Genomic DNA, 16,668 nt, shown 5'->3' with positions numbered 1-16,668 from the left:
CGGCTCAGGAGACGCTGGGGACCCGCGCCAGCCACAGCGTCGGGTCGGCGATCTCCTCGCGGCTCGGCAGCGTGTTCGGTGAGGTCCAGACGCGGTTGAAGCCGGTCATCCCGACGGCGTCGATGACCGCGCGGCAGAACCGGGCGCCGTCGCGGTACTGCCGCATCTTGGCGTCCAGGCCCAGCAGCCGGCGGACGACCTTGTCGAAGCCCTGGCCCTCCCGACGGTTGGTGAAGCGGCGGCGGATGGTGGCGACGCTCGGCACCACCGACGGACCGACGCTGTCCATCACCACGTCGGCGTGGCCCTCCAGCAACGACATCACGGCGGTGATCCGGTCGACCGTCTCGCGCTGCGCGCGGGTCTGCACCAGGTCGACGATCGACAGCTCCTCCCCCGTCCGCAGGGCCGCGGCGACCCGCTTGGCGCCGTCGCCGAGCATCTGCAGCACCGCACCGGCGTCCAGCTCGGTGGAGCCGACGATCTCGGCGACCTGGGCGTTCAGGTGGTCGCGCAGCCAGGGCACGGCGGTGAACTGGACGCGGTGCGTCTCCTCGTGCAGGCAGACCCACAACCGGAAGTCCGCGGGGTCGACGTCGAGCTCGCGCTCCACGGACACGATGTTCGGGGCGACCAGCAGCAGCCGCCCGCCCGGCTCGCCGGGCGCGCCGGGGAAGAAGGGGTCGAACTGGCCCAGCACCTTCGGGGCCAGGTAGCTGAGCAGGGCGCCCAGCTCGGCCCCGGTGACCCGGCTCCCGACGGCGGCCATCCCCGGGCTGGCGCCGAGCTTCTCCGCCGACCGCGCCTCCAGCGGCGCGAGGACCTGGCGGAACCCGTCGACGTTGGCCTGGATCCACCCCGGTCGGTCCACCACCAGCACCGGCGCGGTGGCACTGGGGACCGGCAGCCCGGTCACCTCCACGACGTAGGCCTCGGCGCGGACGGCGCTGGCCCGCAGCTGGGCCACGGCCTGCTCGGCGCCGCGGAGGCTGATCTCGGGTCCCGGCTTGACCAGCCTGCGGGCCGTGCTCGCCGCGACCGTCCAGTCGACCATGGAGGTTGTCATGCAGCGAGGGTATTCCGCCGCTCCCCGCCCGGGTCGCGGTGCAGGGCGGGTCTCAGCACCCGCAGCGGCTGAGGGCGGCGCTCACCCGGTCGAGCCACACCTTGGCGGCGAAGTCGTCCGTCGCGTCGTTGACCAGGAACGCGTAGGCCAGCTGGGTGCCGTCCGCGGTCCGCAGGTAGCCCGCCAGCGCGTGCACACCGGTCAGGGTCCCGGTCTTGCCGCGCACGAGGCCGCGGCCGGCGCGGCTCGCCTCGTCGCCGTAGCGGTTCCGCAGGCTGCCCTCGACGCCGGCGACGGGCAGCCCGGTCAGCACGGGGCGCAGCTCCGGGTGCGCCGGGTCGGCCGCCAGCCGCAGCAGGTCGACGAGCGCCTCGGCCGGCACCCGCGTCTCCCGGGCCAGCCCGCTGCCGTCCTGCAGGCGCGCGTCGTCGGGCCACAGGCCGAGCCGGTCCAGCGTGCGGCGGACCGCGCGGGTGCCCTCGGCCGAGCTGCCGTCGGCGTGGGCGGCCAGGGCGACGTGGCGGAGCAGCACCTCGGCGGCGTCGTTGTCGCTGGCCAGCAGCAGCCGCTCGACGACCTGCTCCAGCGGCAGCGAGGTGGCCCGCGCCAGCGGCCTGGCGGAGGCCGGCGCCTCGGCCTTCGCCGTGCGCGTCACCTCGACGCCCTTCTTCTCCAGCGCTGCGGCGAAGGCCTCCGCCGCGTCCCGGGCCGGGTCGGGCACCCGCGGTCCGGGCGAGACGCCGGCCGTGCGGCCCTCGTCCACCCAGAGCGCCGAGACGGGCGTGACCTGGTCGGCGTAGCCGGCGGGCCAGCGCGGGTTCCAGGCCGGTCCGGAGAACAGCGAGGCGTCGTAGCCGAGGGCCACCTCCGTGCGGCCCGCCTTCCGCAGGGCTTTCGCCGTGGTCGCGGCGAGCGCGGCGAGCGAGGCGGACGCCGGTTCCCCCGCCTCCGGTGCTCGGCTCGCGAGGTAGGGGTCACCGCCCCCGACGAGGACGACCTTCCCGGCCCCCGCGCGCACCACCTCGGTGGTGAAGACGTGCTCCGGCCCGAGCAGCGACAGGGCCGCCGTCGAGGTCAGCAGCTTGGTGGTCGACGCCGGGATGGCCGGCGAGGCGGCCCGGTGGGCGTAGAGGACCTCGCCGGTCGCGAGGTCGGCGACCTGGGCCGAGAAGCGGCCGCCCATCGCGGCGTCGTCGACGGCGGCGACCCGGGCGGCGACCTGGCGGGCCGACGGCACGCGCGTCTCGGTCGCGGCCGGCAGCACCGGTCGGGGCAGCCCGTCGGCCGCCGCCGTGGCGGACGGCGTCCCGGTGGCGGCCGGGGAGTCGAAGGTGCCGGGGCTGACAGTCGAGGCGCCGCCGTCGCTCCACAGCCCGGTCGCGCGCAGGCCGCTCCCGGCCGCGCTGGCGAAGAAGCCGCTGACCAGGCCGAGGATCACGCCGACCACCGCGAGCATGGCCACCAGGGCCACGGCGAACCGCCTGGGACCCATCGGACGGCACGCTCCCTTGACGCTAGGCTCACGCTTGGCTGGCCGCACCCCCTGCTCCCGCGACGCAGCCCATCCTAAGGAGGATCTGTGACCGCACCCAACGCCGAGCACCAGGCGACCCCGCTCAGTGGCATGGAGTTCGACGTCCTGGTCGAGATCCCCAAGGGCCAGAAGAACAAGTACGAGGTCGACCACGCGACGGGCCGCATCCGCCTCGACCGCACCCTGTTCACCTCGACCGCCTACCCGGCGGACTACGGCTTCATCGAGGGCACGCTCGGCCAGGACGGCGACCCCCTCGACGCGCTCGTGCTGGTCTCCGAGCCGACCTTCCCCGGCTGCCTCATCAAGTGCCGGGCGATCGCCATGTTCCGGATGACCGACGAGGCCGGCGGCGACGACAAGGTGCTCTGCGTCCCCGCCTCCGACCACCGGCGCGACCACCTGCGCGACATCACCGACGTCCGCGAGTACCTGCTGCTCGAGATCGAGCACTTCTTCACCGTCTACAAGGACCTCGAGCCCGGCAAGTCCGTCGAGGGTGCCACCTGGACCGGGCGCTCCGAGGCCGAGGCCGAGGTCGAGGCCAGCTTCGCGAGGGCGAAGGAGCAGAACTACTGATCTTCGCTCCGCTCAGATGCGGACGGGGCTCTGAGTTGTCTGTGCTCGCTCCGCCCGGACGCGGACGGGCCTCCTGACCCCGTCCGGTGTCGGTCGAGTGATCGGGGCCGGCCCACCGTGGTCGCGACGTGAGTGGGCGCCGGTCCGCCGTCCTCGCTAGCGGTGGTCAGATCCTGCTGTCACTCCACTGCACGGGAGCGGGTGGCGAACTCGTCGCTCTCCGGGGGCAGCACGCAGAGCAGCAGGCCGGCCGGGTCGGCCACGACGACGAGGCCGTCGCCGCGGCAGACCTCCGTGCCGCCGAGGCGGACCAGGCGGGCGACCTCGGCGTCGACGTCGTCGCTCTCCAGGTCGAGGTGGTAGCGGGCCGGGGTGGTGCCGACGTCCTGGACGGCGACGTGCGGGAGGGCGGCCGCGTCGTCGAGCGAGGTGAACTCACCGGCGTCGCCGACCACCCGGGGCGAGGCGGCCAGGGCCTCGGCCCAGAAGCGGCGGGACGCGTCCAGGGCGGCGGACGGGACGTCGACGATGACCTCGCGCAGCAGGATCCGGTGCATGGACGCCGACCCTAGCGGCGTTGTCGGTCCTCGCTCCGCTCGGACGCGGACGGGGCTCCTGGCCCCCGACGCTGGCCGGGCCGGCCGCGCCGTGACCGATGGTGGTGGGCTCGTCGGCCCTCTCCGTGCTCGCTCTCCTACAATTCCCGGCATGAGCACTCGGGAACCCCGTCCGGACGCGCTGCTGGTCGGCGCGCCGAAGGCCGGGACCAGCGCCCTGCACGCCGCCCTCCGGGCTCACCCCCAGATCTGGGCCTCGCCGGTCAAGGAGCCCAAGTTCTACCTGTGCGGCGAGGCGCCGCCGCCGGCCTACCGCGGTCCCGGTGACGCCCACAGCCAGCAGGAGTGGGTGTGGCGCCGGCGGAACTACGAGGCGCTGTTCGCCGACGCGCCGCCGGCCAGCGTCCGGCTGGAGAGCACACCCTTCTACCTCTACTCCCCCGACGCCCGGCGGCGGATCGCCGAGGAGCTGCCGGACGCCAAGCTGGTCGTCGTCGTCCGCGACCCCGTCGACCGCGCCTACTCCAACTGGACCCACCTCTGGGCCGACGGGCTGGAGCCCGAGGCCGACTTCGTCCGGGCCTGGCGGGACGAGGACCGTCGGGTCGACGCGGGCTGGGCGCCGTTCTGGCACTACCGCCGGATGGGCCGCTACGGGGAGCAGCTCGCCGACCTCTTCAGCCGGGTCGAGCGCGAGCGCGTGCTGGTGCTCCGCTACCGGGAGCTGGTGTCCGAGCCGGTCGCCACGCTGGACCGGGTGAGCCGCTTCCTCGGCGTTGACGCGGGCTGCGTCGGCACCGTGCCGCCCGACAACTCCCGCGGCTTCGTCGAGGACGGGCCGCGCACCCGGGCCCTGGCCCTGGCGGTGCGCGCCGGGGCGGCGGCCGGGGCTTTCGCGCCGCCCCAGGTCTGGCGGCGGGCCAGCCGCCCGCTGGTCGCGGCGTTGCAGCGGGGCGGCCCCTCCCGGCGGCCGCGGCTCACCCCGGAGCAGCGGGGTGCGCTGCTGGCCGACGTGGCCGACGACGTGGACGTGCTCGAGGAGGTCCTCGGGGAGTCGTTCGCCGACTGGCGCTCGGGCGCGGGCCGCGGCTCCTTCTCCGAGCGGACCGGGACCGCCTGAGTCAGCCGCTCAACGCCGGCTGAGCGAGGTCATCAGGTCGTGGGACCCGTCGGCCCGGGCCGCCTCGAAGTAGAACCGGTGCCCGCCGTCCGGGAGGGCGACGACGCTGGCGTAGCGCAGGGCGCCGTCGCTCTCCGGCGACTCCGCGACGGGGCCGTCGCCCAGCGGCACCAGGATCCCGTCCTGCTCGCGGGCGACCCCGGTCCGCTCGAACCAGTTCGCGGCCGCGCTGTCCCGGCCGTCGTAGAGCACGGTGAGCGGCTGCTCGGTCAGGACGGCGGTGACCCGGGCGCCGCGGGAGTCCCAGGTGGCCGGCCGGCCGCGCAGCACGGGTCCGCGGTCCGTCCAGGTCAGCCCGTCGTCACTGGTCGCGTAGCGGGTCACCATCCGGTCCTCGTGACCGGCCTCGGCCAGCGGGTGGCAGCACACCCACATCCGCCAGCCGCGCTCGTCCACCACGACCACCGGGTCCTTGACCCCCCACGACTCGTCGCCGGGCAGCACGCGGTGGCGGACGCCCGCCGCGAGGTCCTCGGGCCGGTCGGCGTCCAGCGCCTCGATCCACCAGTGCTTCGACCCGGGGGTGGCGCAGCTGAGGTAGAGCCGCCAGCCGCCGTCCGGCCGGCGCAGCAGCACCGGCCGCTCGAACGACGCGGCGCCGAAGGCGTCCCGGTGCACCTCGGCGACCGGGGTGAACGCCACCCCGTCGTCGGAGCGGGCCACGACGACGCTGACGCCGCGTCCCTCGTCCAGCGGGCGGCGGACCCGGTAGGCCAGCCAGAACACCCCGTCCTCCAGCACGGCGGTGGCGGCGCCCGCCCAGTTGCCGGGGCCGGTCGCCGGCGCGGGGACGACCACCGCGGCCTCGTCGTAGCGCGGCAGGTCCTCCTCGATCGAGGTGCTCATGGGGGCGAGCGTAAGCGGGCCGGGCCCGCCCGCCCCGCCGCGCCCGCTCAGCGGTCCGACGGGTGCGCGGCGAGGTGCTCGAGCAGCAGGGCGGCCAGCTCGGCCGGCCGCTCCTCCGGCACCCAGTGCGAGACGCCGGCCAGCACGACGAACCGGTAGGGCCCGTCGACGAAGGCCGCGGTGCCCTCGGCCGCCCGTCGGCCCAGGGCGACGTCGCGGTCGCTCCACACGTAGAGGGTGGGCACCCGGGTCCGCCCCGCGCGGAGGTTGCCCGGCAGCCGCAGCGCCCGGTACCAGTTCACGGTCCCGGTGGCCGCCGCCGGGTCGGCGAGCAGCCGGACCGACGGCTCCGGGTCGGGCAGCCCGCTGCGGGTCAGCAGCCGCCGGACGACGTCCCCGCCGCGGGCCCGGAACACCCGCTCGGCCAGTCCGGGCACCTGGAAGGCGGCCATGTACCAGGAGCGGAGCGCCTGGGTGCCGCGCAGGGCGCGCGCCAGCGCGGCCGGGTGCGGCACGGAGACGGCGGTGAAGGAGGCCACCCGGTCGGCGTGCCGACCGGCCAGCGTCCAGCCGACGGCCGCCCCCCAGTCGTGCCCCACCAGGTGGAAGCGGTCCGCGCCGGCGGCGTCGGCGAGCGCCAGCACGTCGCCCGCCAGCCGGGCCGTGGCGTAGGAGGCCACGTCCGACGGCCGGGCGCCCGGGGAGTAGCCGCGCTGGTCGGGAGCGAGCACGCGGTGGCCCGCGGCGACGAGCGGTGGGATGACGCCCGACCAGCAGGCGGAGGTCTGCGGGAAGCCGTGCAGGGCGACCACGACCGGACCGTCCAGCGGGCCCTCGTCACGGACGTCGAAGGTGAGGTTCCCGGAGGTGAACGAGGTCAGCCGTGAGGTCATGGGCGCCAGTCTGGCGGTCACTCAGCCGGCCAGGGCCAGGCCGGCGGCCAGGCCGGACCCGGCGAGCAGCACACCGGCCACCAGCTGTCCGGCGCCGTGCAGGACGGCCGCCCCGGTGCGGCGCTGCAGGGCGAGCCGCACGGTCTCGACGGCGGCGGTGGAGAAGGTCGTGAAGCCGCCCAGGAACCCGGTGCCCACGACCACCCGGGCCGTCGGCGGCAGCAGCCCGCCCGCGGCCAGCCCGGTGAGCAGCCCGAGCAGCAGGGAGCCGCTGAGGTTCACCAGCGCCGTGCCCCGGGGCAGGCCGTCGCCGAGCCGGCGCCGCACCTCGCCGTCGAGCACCAGGCGGGCGGCCGCGCCGGCGCCGCCGGCCAGCGCCACGACGACGAGCAGGGCGGGCGTCACCGCGCCGCCCGCCCGAGCCCGCCGCAGCGCAGCCCCAGCAGGGCGGCGGCGAGGCCGAGGACGAGGGTGCCGCCGCCGTAGAGGGCCGCCGCGCCCGCCCGGCCGTCGGCGGCCAGCCCGGCCGTGTCCACCGCGAGCGCGCTGTAGGTGGTGAAGCCGCCGAGCACCCCGGTGCCCAGCAGCAGCCGGAGGTCGCGGCGGCGGCCGTCGTCCCGGCCGGCGTGCTGCAGCCGCTGCAGCAGCAGCCCCAGCAGGAAGGCCCCGACGACGTTGACGACCAGCACCGTGACGGGCACCCCGGACCGCGGCGGGACGGCGGCGGCGGCCAGGGCGCGCACCGCGGTGCCGGCCGCGCCCCCGACGAACACGAGGCCGACGCTCCGGGGCCGCAGGTGCACGGGCCGGGTCGTCGTCACGCGGTCACGCTAGCCGCCGGCCGATCACTAGAGTGGTCGCCCATGCGGTACGCGGTGACAGGGGTGGGGCACGTGGCGGAGGACGACCGGACCGGGACGGTGGTGGCCTCGTGAGCGGGCACCTCCTGCTGCTGTCGCCGTCAGCCAACCGTGTCTACGCCGGCGCGGCCGACGCCCTGGTGGCCGCCGAGCTGCGCATCCTGCTGGGTGCGGAGGACCCGGGGCTGGTCCAGCCGGTCGAGGTGGCCGGCGTCGACTACCTGGCCGTGGCGCTCGACGACCTGGACGAGCGGACCTCCGACGTCCTGGGCCGGCTGTCGGCGGCCTTCGCCGTGTACCGCCGCGAGGGCGAGCTGCTGCGGCCGGTGCCGCTGGTCCGGCCGGACCGCTTCGACGACGACCTCGTCACCATCCCCAAGTACCCGGGCAAGACGAACGAGCAGTTCACCCGGCTGCTGACCAACGTGACGCTGGCCTCGGTCGTCCGGCCGGCCGACGGCGTCCGGGCCGTCCTCGACCCGATGTGCGGCCGCGGGACCACGCTGAGCACCGCGCTGATCCTCGGCCACGACGCCGCCGGGGTGGAGTCCGACCTCAAGGCGGTCGAGGCGTACACCGCCTTCCTCAAGACCTACCTGCGGCGCAAGCGCCTCAAGCACACCATCGACATGACCCCGGTGCGGCGCGAGGGCAAGAGCCTGGGCCGCCGCCTCGACCTCGCCGTCACCCCCGACGCGGGCGGACGGACCCAGAACCTGTCCGTCTTCTCCGGTGACACCCGGCAGTCGGCGGCCCTGTACGGCAAGCGGCGGTTCGACGCGGTGGTCACCGACGCGCCGTACGGGATCGTGCACGGCAGCCAGCCGCTGTCCGGCAAGCGCGACCGTTCCGCCGCCGCCCTGCTGGGTGAGGCCCTCGGGGTGTGGGCCGGGCAGCTCAAGGTCGGCGGCGCGCTCGGGCTGTCCTGGAACACCTACGGGCTGACCCGCGAGCGGCTCTCCGCGCTGGCGACCGAGGCCGGGCTGCGCCCGCTGGAGTCCGGCCCCTACCTGGAGTTCGGGCACCGCGTCGACGCCTCCATCCACCGCGACGTCTTCGTCGCGGTCAAGGACGCCTGAGCCCGGCCGCGCGAGTTCCGCGGGTCCCCCCGACGAGTTCCGACCCCGGCCCGGGTCGGACGGGCGTGGACATCGAAGCCGTGGAGGACGCATGAGGAGCTTGGTCGCCGTCGAGAACGTCTCGCTGGACGGGGTGATGCAGGCGCCCGGCCGGCCCGACGAGGACACCCGCGGCGGGTTCGCGCACGGCGGCTGGGCCTCCGCGGCGCTGGCCGCCGACCCGGCCGCCGCCCAGGCCTCGACGGGGGGCCTGGCCGCCACGACCGGCCTCGTCCTCGGTCGGCGCACCTACCTGGACCTGCTGGGCCACTGGACCAGCACCCCCGAGCCCAACCCGTTCGCCGAGGTGCTGCTGCGGACCCCGAAGCACGTGGCGTCGAGCACGCTGGCGGACCCGCTGCCCTACCCGGCCACCACCCTGCTGGGCCCCGACCCGGTCGCGGGCGTGCGCCGGCTCAAGGCCGACGGCGAGGGCGACCTCGTCCTGCTCGGCAGCGGGCAGCTGGTGCGCGCGCTCGCCGCGGCCGACCTCGTCGACCGCTACGTGCTGACCGTGGTCCCCGTCGTGCTCGGCCTCGGCGCCCGGTTGTTCGACGGCCGGTACACCGAGCTGGAGGTGGAGCGCACGGTCGCCACCCCGACGGGCATCGTCGTCGGCACCTACGCGGTCCGTCGCCCGGGCTGAGCCCCTCAACGGCTGCGCGGTCGCACCACCCCCGCGTCCCCGCCGCCCCGGCGGACCGGCTCCGCGACCGCCTGCACGCGACCCCGCGGGAAGAACTCGAGCGCCGTCACGGCCCCGATCTCGGCCGCACTGGTCCCCGCGGCGCCGCTGGGCGTGAACGTGTACCCGACGGCGCTGAGGGCGGGGCCGTAGCGGTCGATGAAGGCCTGCTCGGCGCTGACCGTCGCGTTGTTGCGGTGACTGGCCCGCGGCGCCGCCACCGCCTCGGGCAGGGTCAGCCCCAGGTCGACGCGGTTGACCAGCGTCTGCAGCACGGTGGTGATGATCGTCGAACCGCCGGGCGAGCCGAGAGCCAGCACGGGCCGGCCGCGCCGGGTGACGATGGTGGGCGCCATCGAGCTGCGGGGGCGCTTGCCGGGCTCGATCCGGTTGGGGTCGTCCGGGTCGTAGGCGGTGGTGAAGTCGGTCAGCTCGTTGTTGAGCAGGAAGCCGCGGCCGGGCACGACGATGCCCGAGCCGCCCGTCTGCTCGATGGTCAGGGTGTAGGAGACCACGTCGCCCCACCGGTCCGCGGTGACCAGGTGGGTCGTCGAGGTGCCCGCGCCCTCGGCGCCGGCGGGCGGCGCGGTCCGGCAGCCGCGGGCGTCCAGGTCACCGGGCGGGGTCGGGGTGGGCAGGGCGCGCACCGGGTCGACCAGGCAGGCCCGGGTGCGGGCGAACCGCCGGCTCAGCAGCGTCCGCGTCGGCACGTCCACGAACGCCGGGTCGCCCACGTAGGCGGTCCGGTCGGCGAACGCCAGGGCCGAGGCGTCGAGGTAGTGGTGCAGGACCTGCTCGTCGTCCATCCCGGCCAGCCGCTGGGTGCCGAGGATGTTCAGGGCCTCCCCGACGGTGGTGCCGCCGCTGGAGGAGGGCGCCATCCCCCAGACGTCGAGCCCGCGGTAGCGCACCCTGGTCGGGGCCTGCCGCAGCACCCGGTAGCGGGCGAGGTCGGCGCGGGCCAGGGTGCCGGCAGGCACCGGCAGCGCGGCGCCGACGGCGGTCGGCGGGTCCTGCACGGTGCGGGCGATGTCGCGGCCGATCCGGCCCCGGTAGAGGACATCGGCGCCCTCGCGGCCGAGCGCCTCGTAGGTGGCGGCCAGGTCGGGGTTGCGGAAGACGGACCCGACGGCCGGGGCGTCCCCGTCCGGCAGGAAGAGATCGGCCGTCGTGCTGATGTCCCGGAACCGGGTCTGGTTCTCCACGGTCTGCCGGTGGAACGTCTCGTCGACGACGAAGCCGCGACGCGCGATCCTGACGGCGGGCCGGAGCGCCTGCCGCAGGCTCAGCGTGCCCCAGCGGTCGAGGGCCTCCTCCCAGGTGGCCGGGGTGCCCGGCACCCCGACGGAACGGCCGCTGGTCACCAGTTGCGCGAAGGTGTACGGCTTCCCCGCGTCGTCGAGGAAGGTGTCCGGCCCGGCGCCGGCCGGCGCGGTCTCGCGGCCGTCCAGCGTGGCGACCCGACGGGTGCGCGCGTCGTAGTGGACCAGGTAGCCGCCCCCGCCGACCCCGGCCGAGTACGGCTCGGTGACCCCGAGCGCCGCTGCGGTCGCCACGGCCGCGTCGACGGCGTTGCCACCCGCCCTCAGCACCCGCAGCCCGGCCTCGGTCGCCTCCGGGTCGACGCTCGCCACCGCGCCCCCGGTGCCGAAGGCGACGGCGTTCTTCTCCGTCTGCCGGGCGGCTGCCGGGGCCGGGCCGGACGCGCTCGCCGGAGCGGCCGGGGCTGCGGGGGCCGGCGCCGCGGCCGCCGGGGCCAGCCCGCCCGCGACCAGCGCGGCTCCCGTCACCGCCACGCCCAGCAGCCCCGTCCAGCCTCGCCGGCCGGGTGTCGTCGCCCTCGTCGCGCTCGTCGTCATCGCGCCCCTCCGCTCCCCGGCCGGGCGGCCGGTGTGACGGAGATTACACAAGCCCGGTGACCACGCGGGGGCCCCGGCCGGGCCGGCCGGGGGTCAGCCGGCGAAGCGCTCGGCGAACCAGTCGAGCTGCGCGGCCACCTGGTAGCCCTCGCCGCCCTCGTGGTCGTTGTAGGGGTAGACGTTGATCGACTTGTCCGCGCCGCGGTAGTGGTTGTAGGCGGCGTACACCGTCGAGGGCGGGCAGGTGGCGTCCATCAGCGCCACGGAGAACAGGGCCGGGGCGAGGGCCCGCTTGGCCAGGTTGACGCCGTCGACGTAGGAGAGGGTGCGGAACGCCGCCTCCGCGTGGTCGCGCCAGCCCGCGAGGTACTCCGCGATCTCCCGGTACGGGTGGTTGTCCGTGAGTGCGACGGCCCGGGCGAAGTGGCAGAGGAAGGGCACGTCGGGCGCGCAGCCGGCCAGCTCGACGCCGGCCAGCGGGGCCAGCCCGGCGGCCGCGATCGCGAGGCCGCCCCCCTGGCTGCCCCCGGTGACCACCACGCGGCGGGCGTCCAGCAGCGGGTGGTCCTGGGTCAGCTCGAGCAGCCGGACGGCGTCGGTGTAGACGCGACGGTAGTAGTAGGTGGACGGGTCGAGGATGCCGGAGGTCATGAAGCCGGGGGCGTGGTTGAGGCCGGCGTCGGGCGAGGCGTCGCCGGTGCTGCTGCCGCCCCCGACCCGCCAGCCCTGGCCGCGGGTGTCCATCGAGAGGTGCGCGTAGCCGGCCTGCGCCCAGATCGTGCTGCTGTGCGGGAAGCCGCGGCTGTGGGAGTAGCCGTGGTACTGCACGACGGTCGGCAGGGGGCCCGTCGCCCCGGCCGGGACGTGCAGCCAGGCCCGGACCGGCGTGCCGCCCGCACCGGCGAAGCTGACGTCGTAGGTGTCGACGAGAGCCAGCCGGTTGTCCACCGGCTCGAGGGTGGGCGCGAGGTCGAAGGCGCGGGCCTCCGCGAGAGTTCCGGTCCAGAAGTCGTCGAAGTCGTCGGGCTCGGCGACGTCGGGGCGGTAGGACTCGAGCTCGGCGAGGGGCAGGTCGAACATGGCCATGGTCGCGGAGTCTAGGACGAGGACCGCCCGGCCGCCCGGCCAGGTCGTAGCCTGCGGCGGTGACCACCACCCGCACCCTGCTGCTGCTGCGCCACGCGACCGCCGAGCCGGCCCGACCGGGGCACGCCGACGCCGACCGCCGGCTGAGCTCCCGGGGCGAGGCGGAGGCCGACGGTGTCGGCGCGTTCCTGCGCGAGCAGGGGCTGGTGGTCGACCGGGTGCTCTGCTCACCGGCCGTCCGCACCCGGCAGACGCTGGAGCGGCTGGGCCTGGACGCCCCCGTCGAGCTGGTCCCGCTGCTCTACCAGGCGGGCTCGGACGAGGTGCTGGAGCTGGTGGCCGCGGCCGACGTCGCGACCGTCCTCGTGGTCGGGCACGCGCCCGCCGTACCGGGCGTGGTCTACGACGTGGCCGACCCCGGCAGCTCGTCCCCGGCGGCCTCCGCCGCCGTCGCCGACCGCTTCCCGCCGGCCACGCTGGCCCGCCTGGAGGTGGCGGGCAGCTGGGCGGACCCCAGCTCCGCCGTCCTGGTCGAGGTCCGGCTCCCCGCCGGGGCCGACGGCCAGCATTTCGTCTGACTTCCGCGCGTCGCCGTCCGGAAATGGCGCATTCCCGCGCATTTCGGCCGGGCGGGGAAACGACCTCGGTGACACGACCGGGACCCGGACGGAAATCGCCGGTCGGCCGCCTTCCCTAGAATGGCTGTCCGATCTCCCGCCGACAGGACCTCCATGACCAGCGCCCCGACCCGTCCGCCCGGGTCCCTGTCCCGCCGCGCCCTGCTCGGCGGGCTGCTGGCGGGGGCGGCGACCGCCGCGGTCGGCTGCGCGCCGTCGCGGGGTGACGGCCCGGCCGCCACGGTGAAGGACCTGCTGGCCCAGCGCCCGTTCTACGTGGCCCACCGCGGGGGCGGCGGCAACTGGCCGGAGATGACGGCCTACGCCTACGAGCAGTCCAGCCGGCTCCCGGGGCTGCACGCCCTGGAGATCTCGGTCTGCCTCAGCGCCGACGGGGTGCTCGTCTGCAGCCACGACCCCAGCACCGCCCGGGTCACCGGCGTCGACCACGACATCGCCACGACGCCTTGGTCCACCCTGTCCGCGCTGCAGGTGAGCGCGGCCCGGACCACCGACCCGACGCAGCCCAGCAGGCCCCTGACCAGGTTCGACGATGTCGTGGACGCCTACGCCGACCGCTTCGTGCTGTTCGTCGAGCCGAAGGTCCCGGCGGCCGCGGAGCCGCTGATGGCCCGCCTCGTCGGGCTCGGCCAGCCCGAGCGGGTGGTGTGGAAGCAGTACGTCAACTCGGCCCTGTTCGAGCGGGCGAAGGGGAACGGGTTCGGCACCTGGGGCTACGTGCTGGACCAGCCGAGCCACCTGGGGGCCAACCTCGAGCGCTACGCGGCGGCGGCCCACATCGACATGCTCGGGGTCCCGCGGGAGCAGCCGGATGCCTTCGTCAGCGCCGTGACCGACGCTGCGGTCCGGAACGGGAAGCCGGCCGTGATGTGGGCCCTGACCAGCGACGAGGACCGCGCCCGCGCCCTGCGCCTCGGCTGCCAGGGCCTGATGACCTCGAACATCGCGGGCCTGCTCCCCCCGGCCTGACCACACCCGTGGTGCGCCAGAGGCAGGCGTGGCTGGTGTGGGCTCCAGGAGGCTCCCGGGGCAGAAGTGGCCCCTCTGATCCTTGTGTCGAGAGTCTCATCACGATTTCGTCTCGGTCCGACGCCCGGAAAGTTCCCTGTTGATAGCCTGCCGGAGCCCGGTTGTTCACAGTGCGTATCAGCAGACGGCGTATCAACTCCACCACGGTGGAGCAGATCGCCGGCTCGGATACCTCGTGGCTGTGGTCGGCACCGGGTTTGGGCTTGTCGGGGGGCGACAAGACGTACGGGGGACATCTGCATGGCATCACCTGAGTACTCCGCGGCGCCGAACGGCGCCGAGGACGGCCGCGCGGCCTGGGCCGGACGGGGCCGAGGGGCTGGGGGCGGAGCGCGAGCTGCGCGCCCGCGACACCGCCGAGAGCCACGACGCCCTCGCGGCCAGCACCACCCACGGATCGCACGACGTCAGCCCGGACACCGGCTCGCTGGACGTCGTCCGTCGACGCCCGGCCGACTCCGCCGGGGAGACCGCACGTCGCGACCCCCGGACCCAGGCCGCCCTGGAGCCGACCCCGGTCCACACCCCGGGTCTGGCCGCCTGGACGCGGCGCTACACCCTCGGGGTGGTGGGCTCCGACGTCCTGGTCGGGATGGCCGCCGTCCTGCTGGCCCTGCCGGTCCTCGACATCCCCTTCGGCACCGTCAAGACGGTGATCATCGTGCTGGGCGCCGCGCTGGCCTGGCCGCTGGCCATCGCGATCAGCCGCGGCTACGAGCGCAGCAACATCGGCGTCGGCGACGACGAGATGCGCGCCGTCATGCGGGCCGTCGTCTTCGCAGTCGCGGTGGGCGCGGTGCCCGCCGCCATCACCGAGAGCCTGGGCGTGGTCGCCCTCTCGGTGATCGCCGTCCCGCTCGCGGGTCTCGGCAGCATCGCCGTCCGCTTCGCGGCCCGCAAGAACCTGCACCGCCAGCAGCGGGCGGGGCGCAACGTCCGCCGGGTGATCGTGGTGGGCAGCGCCTACGCCACCGCCGACCTGACCTCGGTCCTGACCCGCGAGCCGCACGCCGGCATGAACGTCATCGGGGTCTGCGTGCCCCGCTCCGACGTCGCCCGGGCGCGCGACGCCGGCCTCGCCGTCATCGGCGACCTGGACCAGGTGCCCGAGCTGATCCACGCCTACGCCGCCGACGCGGTCGCCGTCACCGGCAGCGACGCCACCCGGCACAACTACCTCCGCGAGCTCTCCTGGGCGCTCGAGGGTGCCGGCGTCGAGCTGCTGGTGCACCCCGGCCTGGTCGAGGTCGCCGGTCCCCGGATGCACATCCGGCCCTACGTCGGCCTGCCGCTGCTGCACGTCGAGCAGCCGCACTTCACCGGCTGGCGGCGCTTCGTCAAGCGGGCCACCGACCTGGCGCTCACCGGCGCCGGCGTCCTGGTCATCTCCCCCCTCCTCGCGGCGCTGGCCCTGGCGGTCAAGCTGAACGACGGCGGCCCGGTGATCTTCCGGCAGACCCGGGTGGGCCTGGACGGCTCGACCTTCACCATGCTGAAGTTCCGCTCGATGCACGTCGACGCCGAGGCCAAGCTGGCCGAGCTGCGCGCCGGCAACCCCGACATCGGGCACATGTTCAAGATGGAGGACGACCCGCGCATCACCCGCGTCGGGAAGTTCCTCCGCAAGTTCTCCCTCGACGAGCTGCCCCAGCTGTTCAACGTGCTCTCCGGCTCCATGTCGCTGGTGGGGCCGCGCCCGCCGCTGCAGTCGGAGGTGGACGGCTACGAGGACCACGCCCGCCGCCGGCTGCTCGTCACGCCCGGCCTGACCGGCCTGTGGCAGGTCAGCGGCCGCTCGCTGCTGAGCTGGGAGGAGACGGTCCGGCTGGACCTGCGCTACGTGGAGAACTGGACGCTCACCCTCGACCTGCTCATCCTGTGGAAGACCTTCTTCGCCGTGGTCGCCCGCCGCGGCGCGTACTGAGACCTGCTCGGGGATGCTGACGGTGGGTGCTCACGGGCTGCGGCTCGCTCTGACGACGATGGCGCTCGGCTGCGCCCTCGTCGCCACCGCCTGCGGCACGCCCGACAGCCCCCCGCCCGGGGCCACCGCGCCGGCCGGCTCGCCGACGCCGTCCGCCGCCGGGACGGGGGCTCCTTCCGCCGCGCCGAGCCCCGCCACGACGGCCTCCGGCCCGCCGACCGCCAGCGGGTCCACGCCCCGGGCCACCGGCTCGCCGTCGGCGGCCCCGTCGCCCTCGGGCACCCCGTCGGCCGCTCCGGCGCCCGACCCCGAGGCCCCCGTCAGCCCGACACCCGTGGCCCGTGCCAGCCAGGCCGAGCGGCTGGCTGCCGTGCAGGGTGACCTGGACGCCGACCTGCGCTGGTCCGACGGCCTGCGGCTGGAGGTGCGGGACGTGGAGAACGCCGTGCTGGAGGCCAAGGGCCCGGGCGCGGTCAACGGCCCCGTCACCTCCTTCACCCTGCGGCTGACCAACGGCTCGGAGGTCCCGGTCGACGCCACGCAGGTGGTGGCCACGCTGACCTACGGCCGGTCCGACCGCCGGCTGGCGACCCCGGTGTACGACGACGAGGCGGCCGACTTCGGCACCCGCATCGCGCCCGGCCGGAGCGCCGACGCGCGCTACTCCTTCTCCGTGCCGCGATCGGGACGATCGGCGGTCGCCCTGACCGTCGACCTGGACGCCCGGCACGGTCTCGCGACGTTCGAAGGCGACGCCGGCTAGCCGGCTCGTGCACGACCCGCCCGTCGCCGACGACGGACGGCCATCACTCGA

Annotated in this window: 18 protein-coding genes; 8 read left to right on the top strand and 10 right to left on the bottom strand. The window is 75.6% G+C overall.

Annotated elements, in window-relative coordinates:
* Window positions 1-4: 4 nt before the first annotated feature.
* A complete protein-coding gene (locus tag BLT72_RS01925; protein ID WP_091409406.1) occupies window positions 5-1,066 on the bottom strand; it encodes a zinc-dependent metalloprotease in 1,062 nt (353 codons plus the stop codon).
* A 52-nt stretch (window positions 1,067-1,118) separates the two neighbouring features.
* On the bottom strand, window positions 1,119-2,558 hold the full coding sequence (gene dacB, locus BLT72_RS01920; RefSeq protein ID WP_091409403.1) for a D-alanyl-D-alanine carboxypeptidase/D-alanyl-D-alanine endopeptidase: 1,440 nt from the start codon (window positions 2,556-2,558) through the stop codon (window positions 1,119-1,121).
* Window positions 2,559-2,690: 132 nt separating this feature from the next.
* Here dacB and BLT72_RS01915 point away from each other — a divergent pair, with 132 nt between their 5' ends.
* Window positions 2,691-3,179 carry an inorganic diphosphatase gene (locus BLT72_RS01915; protein WP_091416447.1) on the top strand — a complete coding sequence of 163 codons (489 nt, stop codon included), beginning with the start codon at window positions 2,691-2,693 and terminating at the stop codon, window positions 3,177-3,179.
* Between the two features lie 179 nt (window positions 3,180-3,358).
* Here BLT72_RS01915 and BLT72_RS01910 read toward each other — a convergent pair whose 3' ends face one another.
* The gene (locus tag BLT72_RS01910) at window positions 3,359-3,736 is read right to left on the bottom strand and encodes a VOC family protein (protein ID WP_091409399.1); all 378 of its coding nucleotides are present in this window, start codon (window positions 3,734-3,736) and stop codon (window positions 3,359-3,361) included.
* Between the two features lie 151 nt (window positions 3,737-3,887).
* Between BLT72_RS01910 and BLT72_RS01905 the strand changes: the two genes are divergently transcribed.
* Window positions 3,888-4,856, top strand: coding sequence for a sulfotransferase family protein (locus BLT72_RS01905; RefSeq protein WP_091409396.1), 969 nt, complete (start codon window positions 3,888-3,890; stop codon window positions 4,854-4,856).
* 9 nt (window positions 4,857-4,865) lie between these two features.
* Here BLT72_RS01905 and BLT72_RS01900 read toward each other — a convergent pair whose 3' ends face one another.
* From BLT72_RS01900 to BLT72_RS01885, 4 genes are read right to left on the bottom strand one after another with little or no spacing between them, the layout of a single operon-like run.
* Window positions 4,866-5,762: a glycoside hydrolase family protein gene (locus BLT72_RS01900; protein ID WP_091409392.1), complete on the bottom strand. Its 897-nt coding sequence runs from the start codon at window positions 5,760-5,762 to the stop codon at window positions 4,866-4,868.
* Between the two features lie 47 nt (window positions 5,763-5,809).
* Window positions 5,810-6,655, bottom strand: a complete 846-nt coding sequence (locus tag BLT72_RS01895; RefSeq protein ID WP_091409388.1) for an alpha/beta fold hydrolase — start codon at window positions 6,653-6,655, stop codon at window positions 5,810-5,812.
* 21 nt (window positions 6,656-6,676) lie between these two features.
* A complete protein-coding gene (locus tag BLT72_RS01890; RefSeq protein WP_091409384.1) occupies window positions 6,677-7,060 on the bottom strand; it encodes a fluoride efflux transporter FluC in 384 nt (127 codons plus the stop codon).
* Window positions 7,057-7,476, bottom strand: coding sequence for a CrcB family protein (locus BLT72_RS01885; RefSeq protein ID WP_091409381.1), 420 nt, complete (start codon window positions 7,474-7,476; stop codon window positions 7,057-7,059). The genes BLT72_RS01890 and BLT72_RS01885 overlap by 4 nt, the downstream gene beginning before the upstream one ends.
* A gap of 110 nt (window positions 7,477-7,586) precedes the next feature.
* Here BLT72_RS01885 and BLT72_RS01880 point away from each other — a divergent pair, with 110 nt between their 5' ends.
* Window positions 7,587-8,594 (top strand): TRM11 family SAM-dependent methyltransferase, encoded by a 1,008-nt coding sequence (locus tag BLT72_RS01880; protein ID WP_091409377.1) that lies wholly within the window; start codon window positions 7,587-7,589, stop codon window positions 8,592-8,594.
* Window positions 8,595-8,685: 91 nt separating this feature from the next.
* The gene (locus BLT72_RS01875; RefSeq protein ID WP_091409374.1) at window positions 8,686-9,279 is read left to right on the top strand and encodes a dihydrofolate reductase family protein; all 594 of its coding nucleotides are present in this window, start codon (window positions 8,686-8,688) and stop codon (window positions 9,277-9,279) included.
* A 5-nt stretch (window positions 9,280-9,284) separates the two neighbouring features.
* On the opposite strand, the gene ggt is transcribed toward BLT72_RS01875, so the two are convergent.
* Window positions 9,285-11,177, bottom strand: coding sequence for a gamma-glutamyltransferase (ggt, locus tag BLT72_RS01870; protein ID WP_091409371.1), 1,893 nt, complete (start codon window positions 11,175-11,177; stop codon window positions 9,285-9,287).
* A gap of 93 nt (window positions 11,178-11,270) precedes the next feature.
* Window positions 11,271-12,263 carry an acetylxylan esterase gene (locus BLT72_RS01865; protein ID WP_091409368.1) on the bottom strand — a complete coding sequence of 331 codons (993 nt, stop codon included), beginning with the start codon at window positions 12,261-12,263 and terminating at the stop codon, window positions 11,271-11,273.
* A 59-nt stretch (window positions 12,264-12,322) separates the two neighbouring features.
* On the opposite strand from BLT72_RS01865, the gene BLT72_RS01860 reads away from it, so the two are divergent.
* The 3 genes from BLT72_RS01860 to BLT72_RS01850 all read left to right on the top strand — a co-directional run bounded on the left by BLT72_RS01860 (window position 12,323) and on the right by BLT72_RS01850 (window position 15,854).
* Window positions 12,323-12,841 carry a SixA phosphatase family protein gene (locus tag BLT72_RS01860; RefSeq protein WP_091409365.1) on the top strand — a complete coding sequence of 173 codons (519 nt, stop codon included), beginning with the start codon at window positions 12,323-12,325 and terminating at the stop codon, window positions 12,839-12,841.
* A 153-nt stretch (window positions 12,842-12,994) separates the two neighbouring features.
* Window positions 12,995-13,870: a glycerophosphodiester phosphodiesterase gene (locus BLT72_RS01855; protein ID WP_157720237.1), complete on the top strand. Its 876-nt coding sequence runs from the start codon at window positions 12,995-12,997 to the stop codon at window positions 13,868-13,870.
* 628 nt (window positions 13,871-14,498) lie between these two features.
* Window positions 14,499-15,854: a sugar transferase gene (locus BLT72_RS01850; protein WP_197677166.1), complete on the top strand. Its 1,356-nt coding sequence runs from the start codon at window positions 14,499-14,501 to the stop codon at window positions 15,852-15,854.
* 30 nt (window positions 15,855-15,884) lie between these two features.
* Here the strand turns inward: BLT72_RS01850 and BLT72_RS01845 are convergent, their stop codons facing one another.
* Window positions 15,885-16,136: a hypothetical protein gene (locus tag BLT72_RS01845; protein ID WP_091409359.1), complete on the bottom strand. Its 252-nt coding sequence runs from the start codon at window positions 16,134-16,136 to the stop codon at window positions 15,885-15,887.
* A 52-nt stretch (window positions 16,137-16,188) separates the two neighbouring features.
* On the opposite strand from BLT72_RS01845, the gene BLT72_RS01840 reads away from it, so the two are divergent.
* Window positions 16,189-16,617: a hypothetical protein gene (locus BLT72_RS01840; RefSeq protein ID WP_091409355.1), complete on the top strand. Its 429-nt coding sequence runs from the start codon at window positions 16,189-16,191 to the stop codon at window positions 16,615-16,617.
* The last annotated feature ends 51 nt before the right edge of the window (window positions 16,618-16,668 follow it).

Origin of the sequence: Friedmanniella luteola (genome assembly GCF_900105065.1) — a bacterium.
In the GTDB taxonomy this organism is placed as follows: Bacteria; Actinomycetota; Actinomycetes; order Propionibacteriales; family Propionibacteriaceae; genus Microlunatus; species Microlunatus luteolus.
The sequence above is the reverse complement of the archived record's forward strand: the minus strand, read 5'-3'. Positions and strand labels throughout refer to the sequence as shown.